A 24,361-nucleotide genomic window follows, 5' to 3' on the forward strand; every position below is an offset into this window, starting at 1 on the left:
CCTTGCTGTATAATTGCTTAAGCAAAGTGTGCAAGATATCAATAAAATTATTTACATGAAGTGCGTAGGCTACGCCTACGCACTTGAACGCCTGGGTTACATCTTACCGTGTTGCAGTACTTCTTGTAGATGTCGCCGAACCTCTTGTGCGTGTTCAATATCAGATTGGCGCAATTTTTGGAACAACTCTACACAAGGCTGAGAACCTACTTGCTCTGCATCTTTGATATAAACATCATAAGCTTTAACGGCTTCAGCCTTGTTGTGCAACACAGTGACAAAATCGTACTCTAAGTTGCTAATTGGTTCTTGAGACTGTCCGTTACCTGTATTTGTAGTCATTGCTTGACCCTCTTTTAGAATTTCTAATTAACTTTATACTCACCCTTCAAGAGCGATTCATCTCTCAAAAAGAGTATAGTTCAATACGTCGGAAGTACCTGATGAGGGTAAGTTAGGTACTAATACTTTTGGCTTAACAGCCTTCCAAAAAACCGATATGGTTTCAACTTTCTCTCCTCTGCTCTCCCACTCCTCACTCCTTAATTTCATAGAAGTTTATCCAAGAGGTTGATTTTCATCACATTGACGTGAATACTGCAATTCCAACTCATTTTGTCGTTCTCTATCTCCTCTATACACAATTGGACACAACTTAGTGTTAGCGCTCATACAATCCATATGTGGTGTTTTAGCACAGACCACAAGTAGCCCACCCAAAACAAACAACAAACCACAAATTGCAGCTGTATTAACCCAAGAAATTTCCAGCGCTCCCTGAACTACTACTTCTCGCAATAGAGATACAATTGTTACTTCAACTGCTACCCCCACAGAGATACTATGTTCTTGCAAGTAGACCATTAACAGTCGAAATAACTCGACCAAAATCAATACAAATAGAATTTTTGCAGTTACATGTTTATAATCCAGCTGCTGCGTAATGGCGATAAATAACCCCCATAATTGCATCAGCATGACGGCAAACAAAGCCAAACACAAGACAATCACAATTAAGTCTTGAAAGGCTTCCATGTTGCGAACAATTGAGTGCCGATCAAGCCAGCGGTCAGAAAATAAAAATCGACTCTTCAGGCGCTTTTGCATGTACATTTCATTCCAATCAGGACAAGTTCAGACAACACCAGCGAACCAACCCAATAGTTTTATGTTATGCAATATTAAGCTTTTCTGCCTCAGCGAGGTTGGTGATTTAAATTTTGTGCCTGTTGCAACAATTGTTCGGCATTTTTTGCCCACTGGGGATTACCCTGAGCATTGTATAAATCTCTGGCAAATTGGAATACTTGTATTGCATCTCCATATTGCTGTAACTGCATAAAAACTATCCCTGCACCATAATAAGCGTTGGGATAGTTAGAGTTAGCTACGGCTGATTTTCTAAAAGCCTCTAATGCCTCTTGTAATTTGTGTTGTATGAACCAAATCGAACCAAGATTGTAGTAAGCTTCTGGATATTTTGGATTAATTTTAACTGCCTTCCTAAAGGCATCTTTAGCTTGATCAACTTTGCCTTGCTGGAGATAACATATTCCCATATGATAGGGAGGTTCTGGTGCATTTTTGCTATATTCTATAGCTTTTTGAAAAGATGCGATCGCTTGCTCACAATTTTGTTGCTGCTCTCGTACCAATCCCAAGTTATAGTGGGCAAATCCTAGTTTGGGATCAAGTTCCAACGCTCGTTGTAAATAATCGTTAGCTAACTGTAAATTATTACCTTCTAACAACGCTCCACCTAAATTAGCAAAAGCTGGAGCAAATTTAGGATCGGCTTGCGTCGCTTGATAAAATGCATCCGCAGAGGGTTGTAATTGTCCCGTTTGTCGAAATGCTAGCCCTAAATTATAGTGCGCTGGTGCTAATGTCGGATCTAATTGGGCTGCTTGTTTAAAGGCAGCGATCGCATCTTGTACCCTTCCCGCTTGAATTGCCTGTAAACCTTGGTTTAACCAGTCTATAGCAGTTTTAGGATTAGATTGTGCCAGCCTTGAGGGGACAGAAGGAGATAGAGAAAGAGAAGGGGAGGAAATGCTAACAACCAGTAAAGTCAAACTTACTAACCCTACTATGCGATATTTAGAGAATGATAATCCCATTGTTTTTCTGACTCGCAACACTTTCAGTTAAATTTACTTTATAAAAAGTTTTTTACAAAAATTTTTAATTTGCTAGGAAAATTTGTGATGCTTAACTTTTCTTAAGCTAAATCTTACAACAGGCTACAATTTTTTTAACTTTCGATTAAAGGGAGGATAATAACAAATTAAAGAAGGGGTAATTTTGACTTCAGAGAACCATTTTTTATCCCTGAAATATACAGCAGAATAATGCGGTTATAAAAGACTTACCGCAAGTGAGGTTTTATGAACGAAAAAGTAAAATCGGGTTCGCGGAATGTTGCAATTGTCGGGCCTTATTTAAGTGGAAAAACCACTTTACTAGAAAGCTTGTTATTTGTCACAGGGGCAATTTCCCGCAAAGGGAGTGTTAAGGACAGCAATACAGTGGGAGATAGTGCTGCCGAGTCGCGCGATCGCCACATGAGTGTAGAAGTCAGCGCTGCTAGCACTGAGTATAGCGGCATTCGCTTCACTTTTATAGACTGTCCGGGAAGTGTAGAATTTGCCCAAGAAACGTACAATGCTTTAATCGGAGTGGATGCGGCAATTGTAGTTTGCGAACCCATCCGTGAACGCGTCCTCACCCTCGCCCCTCTATTTAAATTCCTAGACGATTGGGAAATTCCCCACCTCGTCTTTGTCAACAAAATGGATCGGGCAAATATTCACGTTTTGCAAACATTGCACGCCCTGAAAGCAGTATCTAGCCGTCCTTTGGTAGCGCATCAATATCCGATCATGAACGGGGAACAACTCACCGGCTTTATTGATATGGTGAGTGAACAGGCATATCAATATCATCCAGGCGCACCAGCTGACCCCATTCCCTTTCCCGAAAGCTTAAAAGAAGAAGAACATATAGCACGGGCAGAAATGCTCGAAGCTCTAGCAAATTTTGACGACCACTTACTCGAAGAACTTTTAGAAGACATTGAGCCACCCCAAGAGGAAATCCTCAAAGATTTAAAAATGGAATTAGGGGCAGATTTGGTAGTGCCCGTTTTTTTTGGTGTGGCAGAACAAGATTATGGTGTTAGACCTTTATTAGAAGCCTTGTTACGGGAAGCCCCCGAACCAGAAACCACAGCAGAACGTCGTTTAAAAAACTTAAAAGGTGATACAGCCTTAGCGCAGGTATTAAAAACTTACTACACTCCCCAAGGTGGCAAACTCTCTCTGGTGCGTGTTTGGCGGGGCAAATTAACTGATGGTATTGTCCTCAATGGGATTCGGACTGGTGGAATTTACCGCCTCATGGGACAACAACAGCAGTTTGTTAACCAAGTTAGTGCTGGTGAAATTGTCGGATTGAGCCGTTTAGAAGGAATCAATACAGGGGATACAATCTCTATAGAACAGCAGTCTGCAATAGAATTACCCAAAGCTGTACAGTTGGAACCAGTGTATGCTCTGGCGATCACACCAGAAAAGCGCAACGATGAAGTTAAACTCAGCGGTGCCATTACCAAGTTATTGGAAGAAGACTGCTCACTTGCTTGGGAACAACACGGCGATACTCACGAAGTAATCTTGTGGGGTCAAGGCGAGATTCATTTGCAAGTCACCCTAGACAGACTGCGCCGTAAATATAACCTACCGATGACAACCCATTTACCGCAAGTGCCTTACAAAGAAACCATCCGCAAAACGGTGGCTTCAGTTCATGGGCGCTACAAGCATCAAAGCGGTGGTCACGGACAGTTTGGTGATGTTTTTCTCGATATCAAGCCTTTACCACGCGGTACAGGTTTCAATTTCAATGAAACCATTGTCGGCGGCGTGGTTCCCAAACAGTACATTCCTGGGGTAGAAATGGGCGTGCGGGAATTTCTAACACATGGGCCTTTGGGCTTCCCAATAGTCGATTTGGCGGTAACTCTGACTAATGGTTCGTATCACAACGTTGATAGTTCCGAACAAGCCTTTAAGCAAGCTGCGCGATTAGCAATGCAAACGGGGATACCCCAAGCGGAACCTACGCTGTTAGAACCAATTCTGCGGGTGGATGTTACCACACCTAGCGAATTTACCTCCAAAGTGCTGCAACTGTTGAGTGGTAGACGGGGGCAAATTTTAGGTTATGAGGGTAAAAACGATTGGCAAGGCTGGGATAATGTCTCTGCATACTTGCCACAAGCAGAGATGCAAAACTTTATTGTAGAGCTGCGATCGCTCACCCTTGGCGTTGGTTCCTTCCACTGGGAATATGACCATCTTCAGGAAGTGCCGGAAAAACTCGCTGAACGTGTGATTCACAGCAATGGTAATGGTGGTAACGGTAACAGCAAGTAATTTTGCGATCGCTCCAAGGCTCAGATCCCCGACTTCTTTAAGAAGTCGGGGATCTTTTTCAATCTATAAAAGGATTTGTAAAACTCTACTGTTCATAGAGGTCTTTACGCTGCCAGTCCCGACCTCCAAGTTGAGCAGGTCGAGTTTTGATTTGGTCAATAAATTCTCTTTCTGTTTCCCACATTTCAAGGTTGGTTTGAGGTGCAGTTATTTCACCAAGATGAAGGTCAATGGCTTGGCGAATAATTTCTGCTTCACTTATACCCGCTTGTTGGGCGATCGCTTTTATCAGATGCTCTTTACGTGGTTCCATATGAAGACGGGGTTTTATGGGATCAATCTTTCCAAAATTTTTTCTAAGAAAGACTCTGCTTCTTTTAACAAAGAGCGATGTAGTAGACGAAAGTGTTCTTCTTTAATAGGTGCATGGTTTATACCAAGCCATTTGAATTTTTCTGACAAATCTTTCCAAGATTTTTTAATATCTATTATTTTTTAAGTAACTATCGTTGAATTGTTCAAATGGCATATTATTTTTCATTGATCATATAGTTTTTTCATTTATTATAGTCTGAAAAATAGGGAGCTACAATAGTTTGATACTGGCTTGTGCAAATTTCAACCTTAGATTATAAATGGTTCACATGGTAACACTTCAATTGCGACAATTAAGTGTTCCGCCGGGACATAGAGTAATACTTCACGATGTTAGCTGGCAAGAATTTGAGGCGATTTTAGAAGAACTTGGCGATCATCGAGCTGCTCGATTAGCTTACAGCCAGGGAACTTTGGAGATGAGAATGCCATTACCGAAGCATGAGAAAGCCAAAGTCATTATTGGCGATTTGGTGAAAATTCTGCTGGAGGAGTTAGAGATTGACTGTGAAACATTTGGCTCAACCACCTTTAAACGTGAAGATATGGCTTTCGGTGTAGAGCCTGATGATTCTTTCTACATTCAAAATCATGTTCAAATGATTGGTAAAGAGCGAATAGACTTAAAAGTTGATCCGCCACCTGACTTAGCAATTGAAGTTGATGTTACTTCCAAAACTCAACTGGATGCTTACGAAGCATTAAGAGTTCCTGAACTGTGGCGATATGAAGATGGGAAGCTACAAATTAATATTCTTCAGGATGGCAAATACATTGAGTCTGAAATTAGTTCTACTTTTCCCAACTTGCCCATTGTTGAAGTTATTCCCCGGTTTGTCGAACAGAGCCGAACTTTAGGTAGAAGTCCAACGCTTAGAGCATTTCGTCAATGGGTAACAAAGCAAATCAACCCAACTTAATGTAACCCTTGTTCTTTTAACAACTCGCTCACCCAAGCTGAATAAACTTCTCCAAGGGGCGGAACTGCTTCACAAGTGTAGTCTATAGCCAAATCAAATCCGGCGCGCTCGTATATGCTGTGTATTAATGCTTGTAAGTCTACTAATGGTTCTGTATCACCCCGACGTAGGGGTAACAAAAAAGCTGGAATCTGCTCTTGTAGTTCAAATGGATATAATTCTGCTTTGGGGCGAAATTCAGTGCGACTTACCAAAATACGATAGTCTGACTTAATTTGATTACCTAAAATTGGCATGGGTTCGCCGCCACGCAACAAGTCTATTTCTATTAGATGAGTCAAGCTACCTAATACTTGCTGACGTTTACTTTCATATGCCTTTCTTCCTTCCCCAGTCCGCTTATTTTTTGGTGACAGAATTTCAATCACTGTGACAACTTCTCCTGTTCCCACTTCCCGAACTTCTAGGTATCCTTCTCGCACTTCTTCTAGAATAGGAAGATTGACAGTTATTGGTTTTGTAAGCGGTGCGACGACTGCAATATTAGACGGTTCTTTTTCTGTGTTTGTTAAAGAACGTCCGACAACCACATCAGGAATACCAACTAGAATAGAATTTTCATCTATCATTTGATATACCCGTTTCTCAACCGCTACTCGATATTTGGGTCGTAGTTGAGGAGCAATTGCATCTGCGATCGCAATAATTGATCGACTGTGAGCTTCTGGCCACAGTTCAGGATTTTCTAGATAGGGGTTCATCCCTGGAAATGGTGAAGGCATAAGCTTGGCTTATTGCAGATTCTTAATGCTGATCCTAGCAATCAGGTTTGCGATCGCGAAGATATTTTCTGTATGACGTAAAATTTTTACTGTAAAAAACCAAATTTTTACTTATAGTATGAAAAATTCACAAACTAGGTTTATTGTCAAGCATATTACTGGAAATCGCAAAATTATTGCCAGCAACCAAGTAGGGGATGATAATTCCGAGATGATAGAACTAGTAAAGAGACTGGACACCGTAATTCGTAATTTTTAACACCATAAAGTTAATGCTACCAAGCTGTATCAACTTCTCCAAGGGGCGAAACTGCTTCAATAGTGTAGTCTATAGCCAAATCAAATCTGGCGCATTGGCGCAGTCCGCACTTCTCTACGAGACGCTCTTGCTAGCTTGCTTCCCTGTAGGGTTACGACATGGTTCGATTGCGTTCACCAGCCGCTCAGTAACCACCATAGGCATCGCAAACATAAATTTGTTTACTAATTTCGCTTGACACAATCACAATTCTACGTAATGTATACATCACACCATACGTTATTTGCTAGTAAGCGGGTTGGAAATTTTTCTAAATAAAAGCAAATATACCCAGCGATTAGAAAAGACCTCTTGCAAAAGTCAAAAAATTAGGAATGTCATTCTGAGCAGAACGCAGTGCAGAGAAGAATCTTACCAGATGTTTAGCTCCGCTCAGGATGACAATTTAAGCATTTATGCAAGAAGTCTAATGATCAAGGTAAGCATACTTATTGCCTTAATATCTAATTTTCTGGTTACAGCAGTGGCTATTTAATTATCTTAAAATTCTCAATTGTAAGATATTTTTCTTCATCAGCTATTTGACTGTTGTAATCGATATTAATTTTGGCTGGATAGCCGAATTGAGCACTGTACTCCACATTCAGGCTGAAGGCTTTACGGTTGATAGCATCTTGAATCACATCAAACAGCTTAGGAATTGTGTTGTAACTTTGAAAAAATTCTGGATTAACTGGTTTACCTGTAGCTACAGAAGTGACAGAAGTTGTTTGACGATTACGTACTTTAATGACTACTGGGCCTCTAGCATCCTCTATACAAAAGCAACTATTGCTCAATGTATATTCATAGTTGGAAATATTTCGCCGATTCCAGAAACTGCGATTAAATTCTAATCGCTTTTGTAATCGCCTTAAATTCCCGTTATTACTCTCTCGCGATTGTGCTTGTGCTATCTCTATGGGAGATTTGGACATTACTGGTAGGTTCAGACCGAAAGATAGCAATAATCCGGCACTGATAATAATAGGTAAACGCATAAGAATCCATTGAGTACTAAAAATATTGTATCCTACATTTTTACTTCATTATGTAATATAAGAAAGTTTACAACATTTGGCTAATGGTGGTTAAATATTAATCAAAAATTACCAATAAATCTTAATATTAATACTTAATAAATGAGCAGTATTAGGAAATATTCTTGAATATCGATGTATTACATCTTGAAGCGCGGAATGTCGGTTATATATATTAATTCATTTAATTGTTTAAATACACTTTATCTTTTTATTAAAATTCATCAGTGGGTAGCCAAGGGCAAATAGCAGATTTATGACTCTACAAAACTGGTTCGTGAGTGTAGTCTATAGCTAAATCAGATTTGGCGCTTTGGTGCAGCCTGCTGTAGGCATTGCATACCCAAAAGAAAATCTTTTCTCTATGCCGTAAAATTCTTAATGTAAAAAACAAAGTTTTTATTTCAACTATGAATTAATCACAAACTTGGTATATTGTCAAGCATTCTATTGGAAATTGCGAAATCGTTCCCAGCGACCTAGTTGGAGACGATAATCTAAAGATTATAGAACAGTGGGGGCCTTTTAGTTCGCAAGAGGAAGCGATCGCTCGGCGTATCGGACTTATTAGGGCTGGAAAGTGCCAACCAGTTTAAGTTAGGAGTTAGGAGTAGAGACGCGATTAATCGCGTCTGTTATGAGTTGACAATGATCGTTTTTATTTCTAACTCCTCACTATTCACTATTCACTTCTAACTTTTCATTTTTCTGCTGTAGGCGTGCCCTTAGCAGCAATTTGTTTACCTATGACTTCCACTGCTTTCGCGAATTGGGGGTCTGCTAAAGTAGCGAGTTTGTCACGTTGATGAAGCCACAAGTCCTCCATCTGCGCTTTGGTCAAATCTACCTTCACATCTGGAGCAATACCTTTATGATTAATATCTGTACCGTTGGGGGTATAGTAATGAGCAATTGTTACCGCCAATCCTGAACCATCTTCCAAGGGACGCACCGATTGTACTAGTCCCTTACCAAAAGTTTGAGTCCCAACCAAAGTAGCACGCTTATTATCCTGCAAAGCTCCTGAGAGGATTTCACTTGCACTGGCTGAACCTTTATCTACCAGCACCACCAACGGTTTATTTGTCAAGGCTCGTCCGTTTGCCTCTTCCTTTTCTGCCTCTCCTTGGCGTTCAACGGTGGAGACAATCTTACCTTTATCTATCCACATCCGGGCAATATCCACACTTGAGAAGAGTAAGCCGCCTGGATTACCACGCAGATCCAGAATATATCCAGCTACCTGTTTGGTTTCTAAATTTTTGATGGCGGTTTGCATTTCTTTACCAGCATTAGCGCTGAACTGGTTCAAGCGAATGTAGCCAAGGTTACCTGCTGGAGTTTTCTTTTGGGAAAACTTAACTGGATGGATTTCAATCCGCGCCCGTTTGATGTCAAATTGTTTTATCTGAGCATCGCGCTGAATAGTCAGGCTGACTTGTGTTCCTGCTTCACCCCTAATCAAGGATACTGCCTGATTGGTATCCATCCCCTTGGTGTTTTTGCCGTTGATTTTGAGGATAATATCTTTCGCTAAAACCCCAGCTTTAAAAGCTGGTGTATCTTCGATTGGCGCAATTACAACCAGTTGCTTCGTTTTTTCATCCTGACTGATCGTGATCCCAATGCCTGTTAGTTCCCCAGAGGTATCCACTTGCATACTCTTAAATTCCTCTGGGTCCATAAACCGGGTATATGGGTCTTGTAGCTTTTTGAGCATTTCCCGAATGGATTTATACGCTTCCTGCGGATTACTGTAGGACTTGCTCAAGTATTCCTTACGAACAGCCTGCCAATCTACCTGATTAAAAGTACCGTCTACATATTGGCGCTGAACAATTTGCCAAACTTCATCTACCAATTCTTTGGGACTTGCTTTAAATAAAGCCTGACCTCGCGAGTGAATGCCAAGGCTAGTAACAGCGATCGTGGAGAGTGTCACTGCCGTAGCACCCAAAACAAGCCTACTTTTTGTAATCACCATAATGACAGCTGCGTCAGGGGAAAAATATATAGTCAGTATGCTCAATCTAACACAGGCTACCACTGTAAAGACCGAGCATGTATTCCTAATTTAAACAAAATACTTGACAATCCGGCAACCTTAGTGGTGAAAGATACAAAGTTTTTGGGCATTGGGCATGGGGCATGGAGCATTGGGTATGAGGCATTGAAAATTGGGCATTGGTTATTCTCCTTGTCCCCCTCATCTCCCCTGCTTCCCCTACTCCTCTGCCGCCCTGCTCCTCTGTTCCCTTTAAGGTTCTACCCAGCGTCCATCTGTCTTAATCAGGTTAATTAATTCCTCCACACCTTTATCTTCTGGGACTTTTTTAATTTCTTCTCGACCACGATACAAAGAAATGTAACCAGGTGTTTTGCCAACATAACCATAGTCGGCATCCGCCATTTCTCCAGGGCCATTGACAATACAACCCATAACTGCTACATCAAGACCAGTTAAGTGTTTAGTGGCTTCCCGAACTTTGTGCAGCACTTCCTCTAGGTTAAACAAAGTGCGTCCACAGGAAGGACAAGCAACGTATTCCACCATCGTTTTTCGCAATCCCAAAGCTTGGAGAATGCTGTAGCAGACGGGAATTTCTTTTTCTGGTGCTTCTGTAAGTGACACGCGAATTGTATCGCCAATGCCATCAGCAAGTAAGGTAGCAATACCAGCCGTGGATTTAATTCGCCCGTATTCGCCATCACCTGCTTCTGTAACGCCTAAATGTAGCGGATAATCCATACCCAGTTGATCCATGCGCTTGGCTATAAGACGATAGGCGGCTAGCATCACTGGTACTCGTGAGGCTTTCATGGAAATAACTAAATTGTGGAAATCCAAAGATTCACAGATGCGAATAAATTCTATGGCAGATTCCACCATGCCCTCTGGGGTGTCACCGTAGGTAAATAGCATCCTTTCAGCGAGGGAACCGTGATTTACCCCAATTCGCATCGATTTTCCTTGATCTCGCAAAGAAACTACCAGAGGTTCTAAGGTTTCGCGGATTTTATCGCCAATTTCGTCAAATTCGGTTTTAGTATACTCAGTTCGATTGAGGTTTGGCTTTTCAAAGACATACAAGCCCGGATTAATCCGCACTTTTTCTATATGCTTGGAGACTTCCAGAGCGATTTTTAGCCCATTGTGATGAACATCAGCCACAACTGGTACGTCTTGGTAAGTTTTAATTAATTTTTGTTTAATTTCTGCTAAAGCTTTAGCATGAGCCATACTCGGCACTGTGACACGGACAATTTCGCAGCCAATTTCGTGCAGACGACGAATAGCAGCCACGGAACCATCAATATCAAGAGTGTCTTCGTTAATCATTGACTGCACCACTACAGGGTAGCCGCCGCCAATGGTGACATTTCCCACTTTTACAGGACGGGTTTTACGCCGCTTGATAGTTGTATCAAAAGTGGGTTGATCTACTGTGGTGTTAGAAGTTGTAAGAGTCGGCAGAGTTTGCATAACCCTATCAGGTAAATTTGCTGTAGCTAAAATATCAGATTTGATAAATCTCTGTTTCCCAGATTGCCACAGCTAGGGCTTTTTTGGGCAATTAAGTCGAAAAAAAATGGAGAATGAGGCAGCAGAATAAATAATGAGCTATTCAGAGGTTTTGCTCATGTGTAAAGATATATTGCTTAAAAATCCTTTTAACTGAGTAGTTTGAGTAGCGATCGCGCAGCGTTCAGCAGGAAAGCTTAAGGAAGCGATCGCTTTTTTACTGAGTTATAAATACTACCTCTATCTAGAAATTATTATATAACCCAACCTGCAATATCTGTAATATCAAGTTTGGGTGATTAGTTATAATAAAATCTATGAATGTAGGTTGGGTTAAAGGGCAGTGAAACCCAACATGAACATGAATCCAATGTTGGGTTTCGTTCGTCAAACGCATAAATTATTGATCATCAAAATCAGTGAATTCGTCATCACTTAACATCTCGATTTCTAACATAGATTCATCAACCAATTCATAATCTTCAACCTCATGCTGTTGATTTTCTTCAATTCTCTTTTCTGGTATGATAGTGTTGCAGAAGATAGTGCCCTGCAAGTCTTTATATCTCAAACAAGTATCTCGTAAGTCTGTATTTATGAGGTTAGCATTCCTTAAGCCTGTGTTTATTAAGTTAGCACCTCTTAAATTACTGCCACTCAGATTTACACCTTTCAAGTCAAGATTACTGAGATTACAATCGCTAAAATCTAGTCCACTTAAGAGTCAAGATTACTGAGATTACAATCGCTAAAATCTAGTCCACTTAAGTCAGCACCGGGATATATGCGAATTATACCTGGCGGATCATTTGCTGCTGTGTCTTTAAAACCATCAGAATTGTAGTAAATAGCGTCAGTTAAATTTGCTCCACAGTTATTTATTTCATTGGTATCATTAACATATAAAACAGTTCGCTTAAGATAAACTTTTTTCAAATAATGCTTAAATCTTACTACAAACCAACTATCAATATTTGCTTTTTCCCAGTTAGTATCACTGAGATTTACACCATGCAAGCCGATTGAAGTTAATAGAGCTTGACTCAAATCAGCACCAGTTAAATTAGAATTTTAAAAAGATGACTGAAATGCATCCATACCTCTCAAGTTAGCACCTGTTAAATTGCATTCATCAATTCGAGTATGATCTAGGTTTACTCCACTCAGGTTAGCTTCTTGCAAGTTGCTACAAGTGATGTCAGCATAGCCTAACTTGACATTACTTAGATTCGCCTTGCTGAGGTTGACACCATACAACTCAACACCTTTTAGGTTGACACCACTTAGGTCAACTCCTGAAAAGTCTCTCTCACCTGCGGCATAGCGTTTGAGTAATTCATCTTGGTTCATAAGAGCGATAACTTCTCTGCGAGACGCTAGGCGAACGTTAGGCTTCGCTAACGCTAAATTTATTTCATAATACAAATATACTATTTAGTAAACACATTACATACATTACTAGCTAAATTAGACTTATCACCAAATTCTTTGACGCCCATGCTAGAAAAAACATCTACATTCCAGAAAGCCATAGAAGCAGTAGAAGCGTTAGATCCAGAAGCTCAGGCTATTCTTGTAGATATTATCCAAAAGCGCCTCAAACAACAGCGACGGGATGACTTATTAAAAGAAATCGCGCAAGCAGAGAGTGATTATGCTCAAGGTAATGTCCGGCGTGGTTCAGTTGCAGATTTGATGGCGGAGTTAGACGAGTGAAAAATTTGGTTTGGAGTCCGACTTTTGTTCGTGCTTTTAAGCGTCTAGTCAAGAAAAATCCAGAGTTACGTTCTCAAATTGAGCAAATATTACAACAAATCGCTGAAGACCCATTTCAACTCAGTTTACGTAGTCACAAGCTAAAATGTGATTCATCAGGTAGATACTCATGCTCAATTGATTATCGTAATCGAATTTTATTTAAATTTGTTACAAATCCTGAATCACGAGAGGAAGAAATTTTGTTGCTAACTTTAGGTTCTCATGATGACGTTTACTAAATTCACCATTATTTTTAACTAAGGCAAGCCTAATAATTAAAAAATAAGTACAGATTTTAAATGAACACCCAAACAACAACCCAACTACCAATTCCCCCACACTTTAACCTTCAAGAAGTGGGCGAAGTCTGGCGCGTACCTTACCAAGAACGTGCTGCTGAAGCTGAAATCTGGGCAAAACAACATGATATCAAACCTGCATCTTTAGATAAAATTCGCATTTGCTTACTATTAATTGATGTCCAGAACACCTTCTGCATCCCTGGTTTTGAATTATTTGTAGGTGGAAAATCCGGTAATGCAGCAGTAGATGATAACGTCAGGTTATGTGAGTTTATCTATCGCAACTTAGAAGTAATTACCAAAATTGTACCTACCCTGGACACCCACACAGCAACGCAAATTTTTCATCCCATCTTTTGGGTAAACGCCGCTGGAGAACATCCCACCCCAGCAGCGACTAGTATCACACCAGCAGATATTGAACAAGGTATCTGGAAAGTTAACCCAGCAGTTGCTAACAGTGTTACTAATGGGGATTATGAATTATTAGAAAAACATGCTTACCATTACCTTAAGCAACTAAGTCAAGACGGGAAATATCCCCTCACTGTTTGGCCTTATCATTCTATGTTGGGCGGTATTGGTCATGCTTTAGTTCCATCGGTAGAAGAAGCGATATTTTTCCACGGTATTGCTCGTCAAAGTCAGACGCAATTTGAAATCAAAGGTGAAAATCCCTTAACAGAAAACTATTCCATCTTACGTCCAGAAGTGTTGGAAGATTTTGAGCAACGTCCACTTGCTCAAAAGAACACGCTCCTGATTAAGCAACTTTTAGAATTTGATGCTGTTATGATTGGTGGTCAAGCTAAAAGTCACTGTGTTGCCTGGACAATCGACGATTTATTAACAGAAATTAAACAGGTAGATGCTGCCCTTGCTAAAAAAGTTTATCTGCTAGAAGATTGCACTTCCCCTGTTGTTGTTCCCGGTGTTGTGGACTACACAGAACAGGCAGATGCGGCGTTTGCAAAATTTGCAGAAGCAGGAATGCACATCATAAAATCTAGCGAACCCATAGCATCCTTTTTTTAACGCAAAGGAACGCAAAAGTCCTACAGAGGAATACAAAAATTTCCTTTGCGATCCTTTGCGCTTTCCTCTGTGTCCCTACTCTACAGGAAGGCGAAGCGCCTATACGTTTCAAAACAAGCCTCATTTCTTCAAATAACCCTTGGGATCTTGCGCTACCCAACCCAGAGATGAGCTAGAACGCATTTCAAAATGAAGATGGGGTTGACTGGAACTTGGTTTTCCACTAGTGCCTACCGTTCCCAGTAAGTCTCCTTTTTTCACTTGCTGACCGATAGTAACTTTGATATTGTCAAGTTGAGCATAACGGCTTTGGAGTCCGCCACTGTGGTTGATAATGACCAACTTGCCATAGGAACCTTGGTCATTGGCAAAGGCTACGGTTCCAGGCGCGATCGCCAGCACATTAGTACCCACTGCTGCTAATAAATCAACACCACTATGAAAGAAAACTTCTCCTGTAGCAGGATTAATTTGCCAACCGTAAGCTAATGCTACACTTGCTACTTGTGCCAAGGGATATCCCGACAGGGATGCACGGTTTTGCCTACCCGCATCAGTAGGTAAAGGGGACTTCGTTACAACACCATCAGGCGACCAATTTACCCCTGGAACAAACACGATTCTGGGGTCTTGTTGGCAGCCATTCACCTCAAAAAGGCTATCAGCACGAACTTTGTATTTTGCCGCTACTTCTCGCCAAGTTTCACCGCGAGGCACTTCGACTACAACCCCATTGTAGGGAGAAATTTGAAGTACACTACCAACGACAGGGATCGCACCGTTTTGCAAAGCTGGATTCATGCCAATAATAGTTGTAGGTATGAGATTGTAGTGCTGCGCTATGCTCTCCAAAGTTTCGCCACGAACAACTTTATGGCGTCGGAAGCGAGATAAGGCTGGAGTTGGGCAACCACTGACAGCAGCGTTGGCGCTGTTGGTGTTTGGCAGTATGCTTACTAGGCCCAAGGCACTAACTAAGCTACAGAGAAACAGTTGACGAAAAGGTAAAGTCATGTATACATGTCAAGAGCGCATTAACTTTAGATTTTAGATGGGAAGACTGAGGAGTGGGAGGATGAGGAGATGGGGAAGCAGGGGAAGGACAACTATTGATTATTGACCGTGCCAATTTTAGATTTTAGATTAAAAATTATTTAGGTTCATGCCCTACCCCGCACTTCCTGCTGTTGCGTGTAGCTTGCTTCTCCGTAGGAGTAGGTGGGCAGAACAAATCCAAAATCTAAAATTTAAAATTCGGCTTGCCCAAGCCAAAAAGTGGTCGGGGTCAATCCCTTCGGCTTGGTGCAGTCACTCATGGGGGAAACCCCCAAGACCGCGCTGCTTCACCAAAATCCAAAATCCAAAATCCAAAATTTAAAATCGATTCCCCAATTCCTCGCAAATTGATCTGTCCACTTGCCGTTAGCTTGACTACACTTAGAAATTAGCAACTGCATTGCTGTCCTTGAGCAGAATGATTATGAAGTTATCTTTAAAGCAACTGGGCGTTTATGTGTTTTTACTGATGATCGGCGGTGGTGCAGGTTTGTTTGGCAGTCGCTATCTCCTGCCACAAAATCGCTCGTTCCAACAGTTAAGAAATATAACAATGGCTTCGCCTCCAGAATCCGTAGTTCCAAATGCTTCTAACGGAGTGATTGGGGCTACTGGGGGCGATAATGTGAATTTTATTGCGACGGCAGTGCAAAAAGTTGGCCCGGCTGTGGTGCGAATTAATGCCACTCGTAAAGTCGCCAATCCGATCTCTGACGCATTGAAAAATCCCCTCTTGCGGCGATTCTTTGGAGAGGATGAGCAACCAATTCCTCAAGAACGGATTGAGCGGGGTACAGGATCGGGATTTATTTTGAGCGAAGATGGAGAATTACTCACCAATGCTCATGTGGTAGCAGATACAGATACAGTACAAGTCACCCTCAAGGATGGTCGGAGTTTAGAGGGGAAGGTGGTAGGAGTTGATACTGTGACAGATGTGGCAGTGGTGAAAATAAAAGCGAATGATTTACCGACTGTGAAACTTGGCAATTCGCAAAACTTAATACCAGGAGAATGGGCGATCGCTATTGGCAATCCTCTGGGTTTAGATAATACTGTTACTATTGGTATCATCAGTGCTACAGATCGCACCAGCACTCAAGTTGGTGTCCCAGATAAGCGAGTCAGCTTTATCCAAACTGATGCCGCAATTAACCCAGGTAATTCTGGTGGACCCTTGTTAAACGCTCAAGGCGAAGTGATTGGGATTAACACTGCCATCCGCGCTGATGCTCAAGGACTCGGTTTCGCCATCCCCATTGAAACCGCCGCCCGCGTCGCCAATGAACTTTTTACCAAAGGGCATGTGGAACATCCCTTCTTGGGTATTGAAATGGCAGACCTTTCTCCGATCAGAAAACAGCAGATTAATCAAGAAAATCAGCTCAACATTCAGCAGGAAGCTGGGATTGTGATTCAAGGAGTTTCAGATGATTCCCCAGCCAAGCGTGGAGGACTGCTTCCTGGAGATGTAATTCAAAAAGTTAACGGTAAACCAGTCAAAACTTCAGCCCAAGTTCAAAAGCTGGTAGAGTCCAGCCATGTTGGGGACATAATAGCTATCGAAGTCAACCGCAGCGGTAAAATTCAAACCTTCAAAGTACAATCAGGAGCTTATCCTGAAAGGAAGTAGTCAATAGTCCCAGAATGTTTGACAGTGCCAATTTTAAATTTTAGATTTTAGATTAAAAATTATTTCGGTTCATGCCCCGCCCTGGACAACTCTTGGAGACGCTAACGCGAACGTCCCGCTGCGCTAACGTGGGCAGAACAAATCCAAAATCAAAAATTTAAAATTCGGCTTGCCCCGTACCCTGAGCGTAGTCGTACCACTTTCCTGCGGAACGCTCCGCGAACGTGGAAGCAAGCTACGCGTAGCGTCTTGCAAAGAAGGGTGGTCTCTTTCAATCTAAAAGAGGCTCACGGAGCCGTTGGCACAGCCTATCGTAGAGAAGAGGCTGCGCTATCGGCAATTCCATTATCCAAAATTGGTTGACTGGTTGACTACTGACTATTAATTATTGACCATTAGACAAATGCTCTAACTGCATTCTTTGTTCCATCTGACGCAGAAAATACCCCGTCATCATCGCCGACGCTAGAAGCCCAGCTAAGTTATCCCGATCTGTTGTAATTTGGACGTTGAAATTTTCTGTCGGTAGCATTCCCACTAACCCTTGGACATTTTGCGAGATGATTTGTTTAATTTCGGGGCTAGCGGACTGAGCGATCCTCGCTAAAACATCAGGAGACTGATGCTGTAGATATTTGAGTAACTGATTGGGGTAGTCCTCAGAGTGGTCCGAAAGAAGTTGATTAGGGTGTTCCTCAGAGTTGTCATTCAAAAAGTCAGGATTAAACACCATTGGCAGTTTTATTTAGCTTAATTGCTAACTCTACTCTAAACCATAGTACAAGGGTAGCGCATTCATCACGCGTATAAGCCTTTAAGAGGAGAGAGCAAATAATTCAAAATTCACTCATTCAAAATTACTTCCACTCCATCACTCTCCCTGTTCCTTTATTTCGTAGGACTTAGGCACTGGAAACCATGAAACCTCGTTCGCGTAGCGTGCGCTTCGTGCACTCCTCCCTAACCCCCCGATAAATTGGGGGAATCTAAAAAGCCCCTTTTTTAAGAGGGTTGGGGGATTTCTTCTGCGTAAGTCCTATTTCGGTTCTAGTTCTAGTTCTAGTTCTAGTTGTTCTTCCTTTTGGCTGGTGGAAAGTATTTGCGGGAGTTGTTCGATTTGGAAATACTGATGAAATTTCGGCGTTACTTGGAGTGAGTAGGAGCGAGAATCGCTGTCTCGGCGCTTCCGGATGAAACCAAGTTCGACGAGTTCTGGAACGTGCTGATATACTCCTGAACCTCGCAGGTTAATCAAGTCGCTCTGGAGTATGGGACTATTGAGAGCAATCGCGGCCAAAGTCCGCAATGCACCTACACCCAACTCTACTGGTATTATGGTTTGCACCAAATCATAAAAATCAGACCTTAGTTGCAAACTGTAACCATCTGGGGTTTCTATTACCTCTAGGGCACTATCTCGGTGGGCATAGTTGTCCATTAGTTCAATTATGCCTTCTTTGACAGCGGCGCGATCGCACGCGGCATACTCGGCGATTTCGCCGAGCGACAAGGGTTTACCCTTCAAATAGAGAATTGCTTCTATCTTCGTCGCTGTGGCTGTAATCATTTAGTCATTAGTCATTGGTGATTAGTTACTAGTCATTAGTTACTAGTCATTCGCAGATGACAACTAACAATCAACAAGTGTCTGGCATTGTATCCTAAATTGTCAAAATGTTTTTTGACACTCTCAAATTGGGTATTGGGGAAAGACCTAGAGAAAGTTTCGCCTCTGCCTGTTCATTTTCCTCAAAAGCCTCTACTCATGAGGATAAATTCTGCGATCGCTAAATCTTGTGGAGTAGTCACTTTTAAATTTGTCTCCTCTCCCTCGACAATTCGCACTTTCTGGCCGCAGTTTTCAAATAAAGCGGCATCGTCGGTTACTTCCCAACCTTGACGGACACCTTCAGCATGGCACTGTTTCAACAACTTGACATCAAATCCTTGGGGAGTTTGTGCCGCCCACAGTTGTCGTCTGTCGGGTGTTTTTTGAATTATGCCTTGTTCATCGACAACTTTGATGGTGTCTTTGACGGGTACACCAGCAATTAAACCAGGACAATGGCGAATGGACTGGGCACAAGAGTCAAATAAATCTGGTGTAACAAGGCATCTGGCCCCATCATGAATCAACACTTGTTCTGCGGCTACTGGTAGCGCCTGCAAGCCATTGTAAACAGATTCTTGGCGGGTGAAGCCGCCTTGAATCAATTCCACTGGTTTAGTCAGCTTCAGATCGGCGATAATTGCTTGGAAATCAGACCAGTCAGCAGGTTGAGAAATAATCCCGATCCAACTGATTGTCCTGGCGGCTTCTGCGGCTAATAAAGTCCAAGCAATAATTGGTTGCGATCGCACTAAGAGTAGGAGTTTATTGCGGTTACTCCCCATTCTTTTTCCGATTCCCGCAGCTGGAATTAGTAAATACACAGAATTCCTCTATCTTTAAGCTATATATTTTCCCCTAAAATAGGGAGCGAGTAAGCGTCAATAAATATTATGCGAGTAGTAGCCCTTGTACCTGGCGGAATTGGCGACCAAATTCTCTTCTTTCCGACTCTAGATGACCTGAAGCGCCATAACCCTAACGCTCAGATAGATGTCGTTGTTGAACCCCGGTCAAAGGCTGCCTACCAAGTGAGCAAGTCAGTTCACGAGGTACTAAACTTTGATTTTAAAGACCGTAACAGTCTGGCAGATTGGGGGAACTTGGTGGGCACAATTCGCGATCGCGAATACGATGTTGCCATTGCTGTTAAGCAAAATTGGTTGGTGGGTCTTTTACTCTGGTTGACGGGAATTCCTATACGCATTGGCTACCAAGGCAAAGGTTCGGTTTTCCTTACCCATGCTGTGCCGTTCAAACCATCCCAGTATGCGGCGGAAATATATCATGATTTGCTGCAACCATTGGGCATAAAAACCCCTGTCCCAGAGTTAGCAGTAAATGTGCAAAAACCAGATATTGAGTGGGCACAGAAGGAACAGAAACGCTTAGGGGTGCATGAAACAGGCTATATCTTGATTCATGGCGGTTCTGGCCAGTTATCCCAAGCTAAAGAACTGGATAAAATCTACCCTGTCGAAAAGTGGCAGCAAATTATTCAAGCCTTTCAACACAAGCAGCCAGATTTGCCTGTGGTGGTCATTAAGGGACTTGACGATGAGCAGTTTGTGCGATCGCTTCTGGACTCCTCTCCAGATATCAAGGTGACTGCCCCAGATAATATTGGCAAGTTAACTGCCATAATTGCTGGAGCAAATTTGATGTTGTCTACTGATAGTGCGGCACTACAACTGAGTGTTGCAGTTCAAACCTATACCATCGCCCTATTTGGACCCACCGATCCAGCTAAGTTGCTGCCGAGAAACGATAAATTCCTGGCCATTGAATCCCCCACAGGAAAAACAGCGGATGTTTCACCAAACGCAGTTTTGGAGAGAATTTTGGGTGGCTAAATCAACAGTTTGTCCCAATTTCTGCAATCAGTCTATTGGATATCCAATGTAATTATGCGTTTGTTGAATGGCCGCAAAACTGGATGTGACAGCTAGATTTTGCGGTTATTCAATCTTAAAATATTTCAAAAAAAGCATCATCTAATTCATAACCCAGCATTTGGGCCATGGACTTCAGCCGCGAGAGGCTGGGGATGCCCTGCTGTTTGAGCCAATCACTTAAAATAAAGATTTTGTGCATCAAAAATATTTCTAAAGCTTCAGGATTGTACTGAATGCCTTCTTGGGAACTGAATTGGTGTGGTACAAGCATGGCGGCATAACGAGCAAACTCTCCAGCTTTCCAATCTAGTAAAAATGGCAACCAGGGATATTTGGCATCCAGACGCACAAACCACAGCCGCACCTCTGGAATTTCTGAGAGTTCCCGCGGATCGCCAGGTTCTTGATCGTACTTGATATCAAAGTGTAGCTGCTGTTCATGAGATGCAGCCCCATCTTGCAGCAGTTGTTCAATCACCGTTGACGCAGGCGACAGATCCAGATTGTTAATGAAGTCATTATTGAGTGCGATCGCGATTGTTATTGATTCAGCAGCCACTTTCTTGATGCTCAACTGTAGGATCGACAATCTACAGTAGCAGCTTTCAGGGATTGACGCTAGATTGACCTTTAGTTGCACAAACCAAAGGTACTTATAACTGGATGTTTTGGAATGAAAATTTGTAGTGCTTTTGCAGCAGGTAAAATATTATGCTCTTGTGGAGGTCTAGATGAATGTATTAAAGCGTCGTATTGGTCTTGAGCAAGAATTTTTTCTGGTAGATGAGACTGGTTCTCTGAGCGAGCGCGCCGATGAGTTTTTGGAAAGCTGTCACTTAATGGCGCAAACACAAGGTTTAAACCCAAAGTACTTTGTGCCAGAGTTCGTCAAAAGCATGGTAGAAATTAACACACCTCCTGCGGACACTGGTACAGAACTAGCAAGAGTTTATCTCAAAAATCTCAAATTGGCGCTTTCTGTGGCGCAACAGATGGGTTTACGCCTTTACCCTCTGTCCACCTACCCTTTGCACATTACACCAGTTATGCGCGATCAGCCCAATTACCATATCCAAGCGCGGACTGTCGGCTATGATAAATTTTTACACGCCGGCAAATGTACAGGTACACACCTACATTTGGAAGTCCCACCTGGGGTAATTGACCCTGATGTTGCAGTATCCTACAACTCGACATCAAAAGAGCGAGAAGAACTACTAAATATTTATAATTTAGCTACAGCTTGCGACTCAGCACTCATTTCTCTGGCGCGGGCGTGTCCCTTTTATGAAGGACAGGCGATCGGACTAGCCGCGCACACAACTCGTTATCGAGGTAGTGAAACTTTTGGCTGGGAAGGAGTTTACACTGATTTACAGCCAGTCGGCGGACTCATGCCTTATGCATTGAGTGTGGAGGATTTAGTTGAACAGCAATTTGCTCGTTATTATGCTTGGTTGCAAGCGATGGAAAAAGCCGGAATTGAACCGAACCTGTTCAAAGAAGCAGGAGTCAGTTTACTCAAGTCAGCTTGGAATCCAGTTAGACTCAACAATCTCGGCACAGTGGAAATTAGATGTATAGATAGTAATTATCCTTCAGTAACTTTAACTGTAATTACACTGCTTGAGAAGGCGGCTGATCGAGTCAGGCGTGAGAAGTTAACAGTTACACCAGCGAAAGAAATGCAGATATTTGAACTAGTTGGCGATCGCCTATATGTACCAGATTTTGAATATCTATCAGGTGAATTGCTCTATACCTCAGCTACAGAGGGAGTTAAAAACCCTAAAGTTAAGGCTTATGTCGATTCAATTTTGCAGTTTGCGAGCGCTGCGGGTGGCGAAGGAGCAAATTTTCTAGCGAAATTGAGCAAACACCTCGATCATTATCAGACGATAGAAGCTGGGATATTGCAAGAGTTTACCCCAACAACTGCTCAACTTCCATTAGATGACGGTTTACGTTTAGTGCGTGAATGTTGTGACAAGCTAGAAGCACAGGTTTCATGGATAGACACAGAAAATCCCCTAACAGCGTTGGATGCTAATGAAGAATTGTTACTACAGCAGCATTAATCGAAACAGAGTGGAAAGTTTTTCATAAAGACTTGAGGGGGTAAGAGGTGGTTACCGTTGGCAACTACCTCTTACCCCCTTACAATGATTATTATTGTTGAAATGTGGGCTTTTGATTTTTATTGAGTAATTTATTTTTTGGAAGTCCCTTAATACTTACTCTTTATCCTTGGCGTACTTGGTAAACCAGCGCTATAGGCGACTGGTGTTAACGCAGCGTTAGCCAGTCTTCTCCTAAAGGGAGAGGCTTTAGCGCATAGCGCAGCGTTAGCGAGTCAGACGCTCCTACGTCGCTCTAAGCGTACCCTTTCAGGGAAGCAAGCTACGCGTAGCGTCTCGTAGAGAAGCCATGCCGTTGGCGTTCGCGCAGCGTCTCGCAGACAAGCCTCTCAAACGCGAACAGCGTCTCCCCTTCTCCCAAAGGGAGAGGCTAGCGCCTGCCGTAGGATGCCCGTTCGCGGAGCGTCTCGTAGAGAAGGGCTGTAGGGAGAAGAGAAGGCTTTACGCTGCGCTACCCTTACCTCACCCAAAGGGCGGTTCGTTTAATAGATATTAAGTGCATCTTTATAGCGAATTGGGATGAAACTTTCTTGCTGACCTATACAAGGTTTATACACAAGTCTAATCTTCTCAAACTTATTTGATACTTTTGCTTAGTTTTCGCTCGTTACAACAAATATACATCTAGTTACAAGCCTTGATATGAGCTGCTGGCGATGCCTGCGACGGGCTACGCCTACGCAATTCACGTACACCGGATTTGGCTACACTTAAATATTACTTTTATAATTACAATAATTACTTATATTTAAATAAAAATTGCTACACCATTAACATAGTATGTGATTAGAATTAGCCTAGTTGGAAAAGGCAACGCCTACGCCAAGGTGGACATTTACAGCAATTTTAAGTTAAAGTTGTAATGAGTTTGTTTTAGATTAAGGTCTGACAAAGTAGCCCTCAACAAGCAAAAAATCATTATCGCCACCTGTCACTTCCGCAATATCAAAAGCCAAAACACAAGTACAGGTAAAAGAGCGGTGTGCAATATCATTGCATATATTAAATAACCAATAAACATTGAAATGGGAAAATTCCCTTAACAGTTAACAAGCTGTAATATGCAAAAACAAACAATTTCTACAAGACCAATTCGTTCCCTAGAAGATGCCCTTGAGCGGTGTCAAATCTTGGGTATGCGCGTCAGTCGTCAGCGTCGCTTTATTCTGGAATTACTTTGGCAAGCAAATGAACATCTTTCTGCTAGAGAGATTTACGATCGCTTGAACCAACTAGGTAAAGAGATCGGTCATACCTCTGTTTATCAAAATTTAGAAGCATTATCCAGTCAAAACATTATTGAATGTATTGAACGCTGTGATGGGCGTTTGTACGGTAATATCAGTGACTCCCATAGTCATATTAACTGTATAGATACAAATCAAATTCTTGATATTCATGTAGAGCTGCCAGAAGATTTTATCCGCAAAATAGAAGAACAAACAGGAGTGCGGATTACTGAGTACAGTATTAACTTTTTTGGCTACCGCAACCCGCAAGAAGATTGATAGGAGTTATATCATGTCCGCCAAATTACCCATAATAAAAGAACCCCACCCCG

At 42.1% G+C, this 24,361-nt stretch carries 25 protein-coding genes and 1 pseudogene; 10 read left to right on the top strand and 16 right to left on the bottom strand.

All coding sequences use genetic code 11. The annotated features are described in order from the left end of the window. Positions 1-96: 96 nt before the first annotated feature. The 3 genes from V7K48_RS19575 to V7K48_RS19585 all read right to left on the bottom strand — a co-directional run bounded on the left by V7K48_RS19575 (position 97) and on the right by V7K48_RS19585 (position 2,120). Complete coding sequence (locus V7K48_RS19575) at positions 97-342, bottom strand: hypothetical protein (protein WP_335074878.1); 246 nt, start codon at positions 340-342, stop codon at positions 97-99. 216 nt (positions 343-558) lie between these two features. After that, a complete protein-coding gene (locus V7K48_RS19580; RefSeq protein ID WP_334971075.1) occupies positions 559-1,113 on the bottom strand; it encodes a phosphate-starvation-inducible PsiE family protein in 555 nt (184 codons plus the stop codon). An 83-nt stretch (positions 1,114-1,196) separates the two neighbouring features. Beyond that, positions 1,197-2,120, bottom strand: coding sequence for a tetratricopeptide repeat protein (locus V7K48_RS19585; protein WP_335074879.1), 924 nt, complete (start codon positions 2,118-2,120; stop codon positions 1,197-1,199). A 267-nt stretch (positions 2,121-2,387) separates the two neighbouring features. Here V7K48_RS19585 and V7K48_RS19590 point away from each other — a divergent pair, with 267 nt between their 5' ends. Beyond that, positions 2,388-4,436, top strand: a complete 2,049-nt coding sequence (locus V7K48_RS19590; RefSeq protein WP_335074880.1) for an elongation factor G — start codon at positions 2,388-2,390, stop codon at positions 4,434-4,436. An 85-nt stretch (positions 4,437-4,521) separates the two neighbouring features. Here V7K48_RS19590 and V7K48_RS19595 read toward each other — a convergent pair whose 3' ends face one another. Then, a complete protein-coding gene (locus V7K48_RS19595) occupies positions 4,522-4,749 on the bottom strand; it encodes a hypothetical protein (protein WP_335074881.1) in 228 nt (75 codons plus the stop codon). A gap of 331 nt (positions 4,750-5,080) precedes the next feature. Between V7K48_RS19595 and V7K48_RS19600 the strand changes: the two genes are divergently transcribed. Beyond that, on the top strand, positions 5,081-5,731 hold the full coding sequence (locus V7K48_RS19600) for a Uma2 family endonuclease (RefSeq protein ID WP_335074882.1): 651 nt from the start codon (positions 5,081-5,083) through the stop codon (positions 5,729-5,731). On the opposite strand, the gene V7K48_RS19605 is transcribed toward V7K48_RS19600, so the two are convergent. Both V7K48_RS19605 and V7K48_RS19610 read right to left on the bottom strand, forming a co-directional pair. After that, on the bottom strand, positions 5,728-6,513 hold the full coding sequence (locus V7K48_RS19605; protein ID WP_335074883.1) for a DUF4058 family protein: 786 nt from the start codon (positions 6,511-6,513) through the stop codon (positions 5,728-5,730). The genes V7K48_RS19600 and V7K48_RS19605 overlap by 4 nt on opposite strands. Positions 6,514-7,299: 786 nt before the next feature. Further along, positions 7,300-7,812 carry a DUF6174 domain-containing protein gene (locus V7K48_RS19610; protein ID WP_335074884.1) on the bottom strand — a complete coding sequence of 171 codons (513 nt, stop codon included), beginning with the start codon at positions 7,810-7,812 and terminating at the stop codon, positions 7,300-7,302. 473 nt (positions 7,813-8,285) lie between these two features. Here V7K48_RS19610 and V7K48_RS19615 point away from each other — a divergent pair, with 473 nt between their 5' ends. Beyond that, positions 8,286-8,447 (top strand): DDE transposase family protein, encoded by a 162-nt coding sequence (locus V7K48_RS19615; protein ID WP_335074977.1) that lies wholly within the window; start codon positions 8,286-8,288, stop codon positions 8,445-8,447. Positions 8,448-8,551: 104 nt separating this feature from the next. On the opposite strand, the gene ctpC is transcribed toward V7K48_RS19615, so the two are convergent. The 5 genes and pseudogenes from ctpC to V7K48_RS19640 form a co-directional block, all read right to left on the bottom strand. After that, a complete protein-coding gene (ctpC, locus tag V7K48_RS19620; protein WP_335074885.1) occupies positions 8,552-9,835 on the bottom strand; it encodes a carboxyl-terminal processing protease CtpC in 1,284 nt (427 codons plus the stop codon). 273 nt (positions 9,836-10,108) lie between these two features. After that, positions 10,109-11,335 (bottom strand): (E)-4-hydroxy-3-methylbut-2-enyl-diphosphate synthase, encoded by a 1,227-nt coding sequence (gene ispG, locus V7K48_RS19625; protein ID WP_335074886.1) that lies wholly within the window; start codon positions 11,333-11,335, stop codon positions 10,109-10,111. Between the two features lie 439 nt (positions 11,336-11,774). Continuing rightward, the gene (locus V7K48_RS19630) at positions 11,775-12,050 is read right to left on the bottom strand and encodes a pentapeptide repeat-containing protein (protein WP_442949451.1); all 276 of its coding nucleotides are present in this window, start codon (positions 12,048-12,050) and stop codon (positions 11,775-11,777) included. A 41-nt stretch (positions 12,051-12,091) separates the two neighbouring features. After that, positions 12,092-12,433: pseudogene (locus V7K48_RS19635) on the bottom strand (hypothetical protein); the annotation flags it as partial. 12 nt (positions 12,434-12,445) lie between these two features. After that, on the bottom strand, positions 12,446-12,724 hold the full coding sequence (locus V7K48_RS19640) for a pentapeptide repeat-containing protein (RefSeq protein WP_335074887.1): 279 nt from the start codon (positions 12,722-12,724) through the stop codon (positions 12,446-12,448). Positions 12,725-12,871: 147 nt separating this feature from the next. Between V7K48_RS19640 and V7K48_RS19645 the strand changes: the two genes are divergently transcribed. Genes V7K48_RS19645 through V7K48_RS19655 form a run of 3 tightly spaced genes read left to right on the top strand, consistent with a single transcriptional unit; the run spans position 12,872 to position 14,469 of the window. Beyond that, on the top strand, positions 12,872-13,090 hold the full coding sequence (locus V7K48_RS19645) for a hypothetical protein (protein WP_118163017.1): 219 nt from the start codon (positions 12,872-12,874) through the stop codon (positions 13,088-13,090). Continuing rightward, positions 13,087-13,371 carry a type II toxin-antitoxin system RelE/ParE family toxin gene (locus V7K48_RS19650; protein ID WP_335074888.1) on the top strand — a complete coding sequence of 95 codons (285 nt, stop codon included), beginning with the start codon at positions 13,087-13,089 and terminating at the stop codon, positions 13,369-13,371. Before V7K48_RS19645 ends, V7K48_RS19650 begins: the two co-directional genes overlap by 4 nt. 60 nt (positions 13,372-13,431) lie before the next feature. Then, positions 13,432-14,469, top strand: coding sequence for an isochorismatase (locus V7K48_RS19655; RefSeq protein WP_335074889.1), 1,038 nt, complete (start codon positions 13,432-13,434; stop codon positions 14,467-14,469). A gap of 120 nt (positions 14,470-14,589) precedes the next feature. Here the strand turns inward: V7K48_RS19655 and V7K48_RS19660 are convergent, their stop codons facing one another. Further along, positions 14,590-15,483, bottom strand: a complete 894-nt coding sequence (locus V7K48_RS19660; RefSeq protein ID WP_335074890.1) for a M23 family metallopeptidase — start codon at positions 15,481-15,483, stop codon at positions 14,590-14,592. A 466-nt stretch (positions 15,484-15,949) separates the two neighbouring features. On the opposite strand from V7K48_RS19660, the gene V7K48_RS19665 reads away from it, so the two are divergent. Continuing rightward, positions 15,950-17,158, top strand: a complete 1,209-nt coding sequence (locus tag V7K48_RS19665) for an HhoA/HhoB/HtrA family serine endopeptidase (protein WP_335074891.1) — start codon at positions 15,950-15,952, stop codon at positions 17,156-17,158. 385 nt (positions 17,159-17,543) lie between these two features. On the opposite strand, the gene V7K48_RS19670 is transcribed toward V7K48_RS19665, so the two are convergent. The 3 genes from V7K48_RS19670 to ispD all read right to left on the bottom strand — a co-directional run bounded on the left by V7K48_RS19670 (position 17,544) and on the right by ispD (position 19,591). Further along, positions 17,544-17,891 carry a DUF760 domain-containing protein gene (locus V7K48_RS19670; protein WP_334971045.1) on the bottom strand — a complete coding sequence of 116 codons (348 nt, stop codon included), beginning with the start codon at positions 17,889-17,891 and terminating at the stop codon, positions 17,544-17,546. A gap of 303 nt (positions 17,892-18,194) precedes the next feature. Beyond that, positions 18,195-18,725, bottom strand: coding sequence for an SMC-Scp complex subunit ScpB (scpB, locus tag V7K48_RS19675; protein ID WP_335074892.1), 531 nt, complete (start codon positions 18,723-18,725; stop codon positions 18,195-18,197). A gap of 182 nt (positions 18,726-18,907) precedes the next feature. Next, positions 18,908-19,591 carry a 2-C-methyl-D-erythritol 4-phosphate cytidylyltransferase gene (ispD, locus tag V7K48_RS19680; RefSeq protein ID WP_335074893.1) on the bottom strand — a complete coding sequence of 228 codons (684 nt, stop codon included), beginning with the start codon at positions 19,589-19,591 and terminating at the stop codon, positions 18,908-18,910. A gap of 69 nt (positions 19,592-19,660) precedes the next feature. Here ispD and V7K48_RS19685 point away from each other — a divergent pair, with 69 nt between their 5' ends. After that, positions 19,661-20,620, top strand: a complete 960-nt coding sequence (locus tag V7K48_RS19685; RefSeq protein ID WP_335074894.1) for a glycosyltransferase family 9 protein — start codon at positions 19,661-19,663, stop codon at positions 20,618-20,620. Positions 20,621-20,735: 115 nt separating this feature from the next. On the opposite strand, the gene V7K48_RS19690 is transcribed toward V7K48_RS19685, so the two are convergent. Continuing rightward, positions 20,736-21,206 carry a CRR6 family NdhI maturation factor gene (locus V7K48_RS19690; protein WP_335074978.1) on the bottom strand — a complete coding sequence of 157 codons (471 nt, stop codon included), beginning with the start codon at positions 21,204-21,206 and terminating at the stop codon, positions 20,736-20,738. 187 nt (positions 21,207-21,393) lie between these two features. Between V7K48_RS19690 and V7K48_RS19695 the strand changes: the two genes are divergently transcribed. Together V7K48_RS19695 and V7K48_RS19700 are read left to right on the top strand one after the other, a co-directional pair. Further along, positions 21,394-22,740, top strand: coding sequence for a glutamate-cysteine ligase family protein (locus V7K48_RS19695; RefSeq protein WP_335074895.1), 1,347 nt, complete (start codon positions 21,394-21,396; stop codon positions 22,738-22,740). 1,121 nt (positions 22,741-23,861) lie between these two features. Continuing rightward, positions 23,862-24,308: a Fur family transcriptional regulator gene (locus tag V7K48_RS19700; protein WP_335074896.1), complete on the top strand. Its 447-nt coding sequence runs from the start codon at positions 23,862-23,864 to the stop codon at positions 24,306-24,308. The last annotated feature ends 53 nt before the right edge of the window (positions 24,309-24,361 follow it).

This window comes from Nostoc sp., assembly GCF_036919615.1.
In the GTDB taxonomy this organism is placed as follows: Bacteria; Cyanobacteriota; Cyanobacteriia; order Cyanobacteriales; family Nostocaceae; genus Nostoc.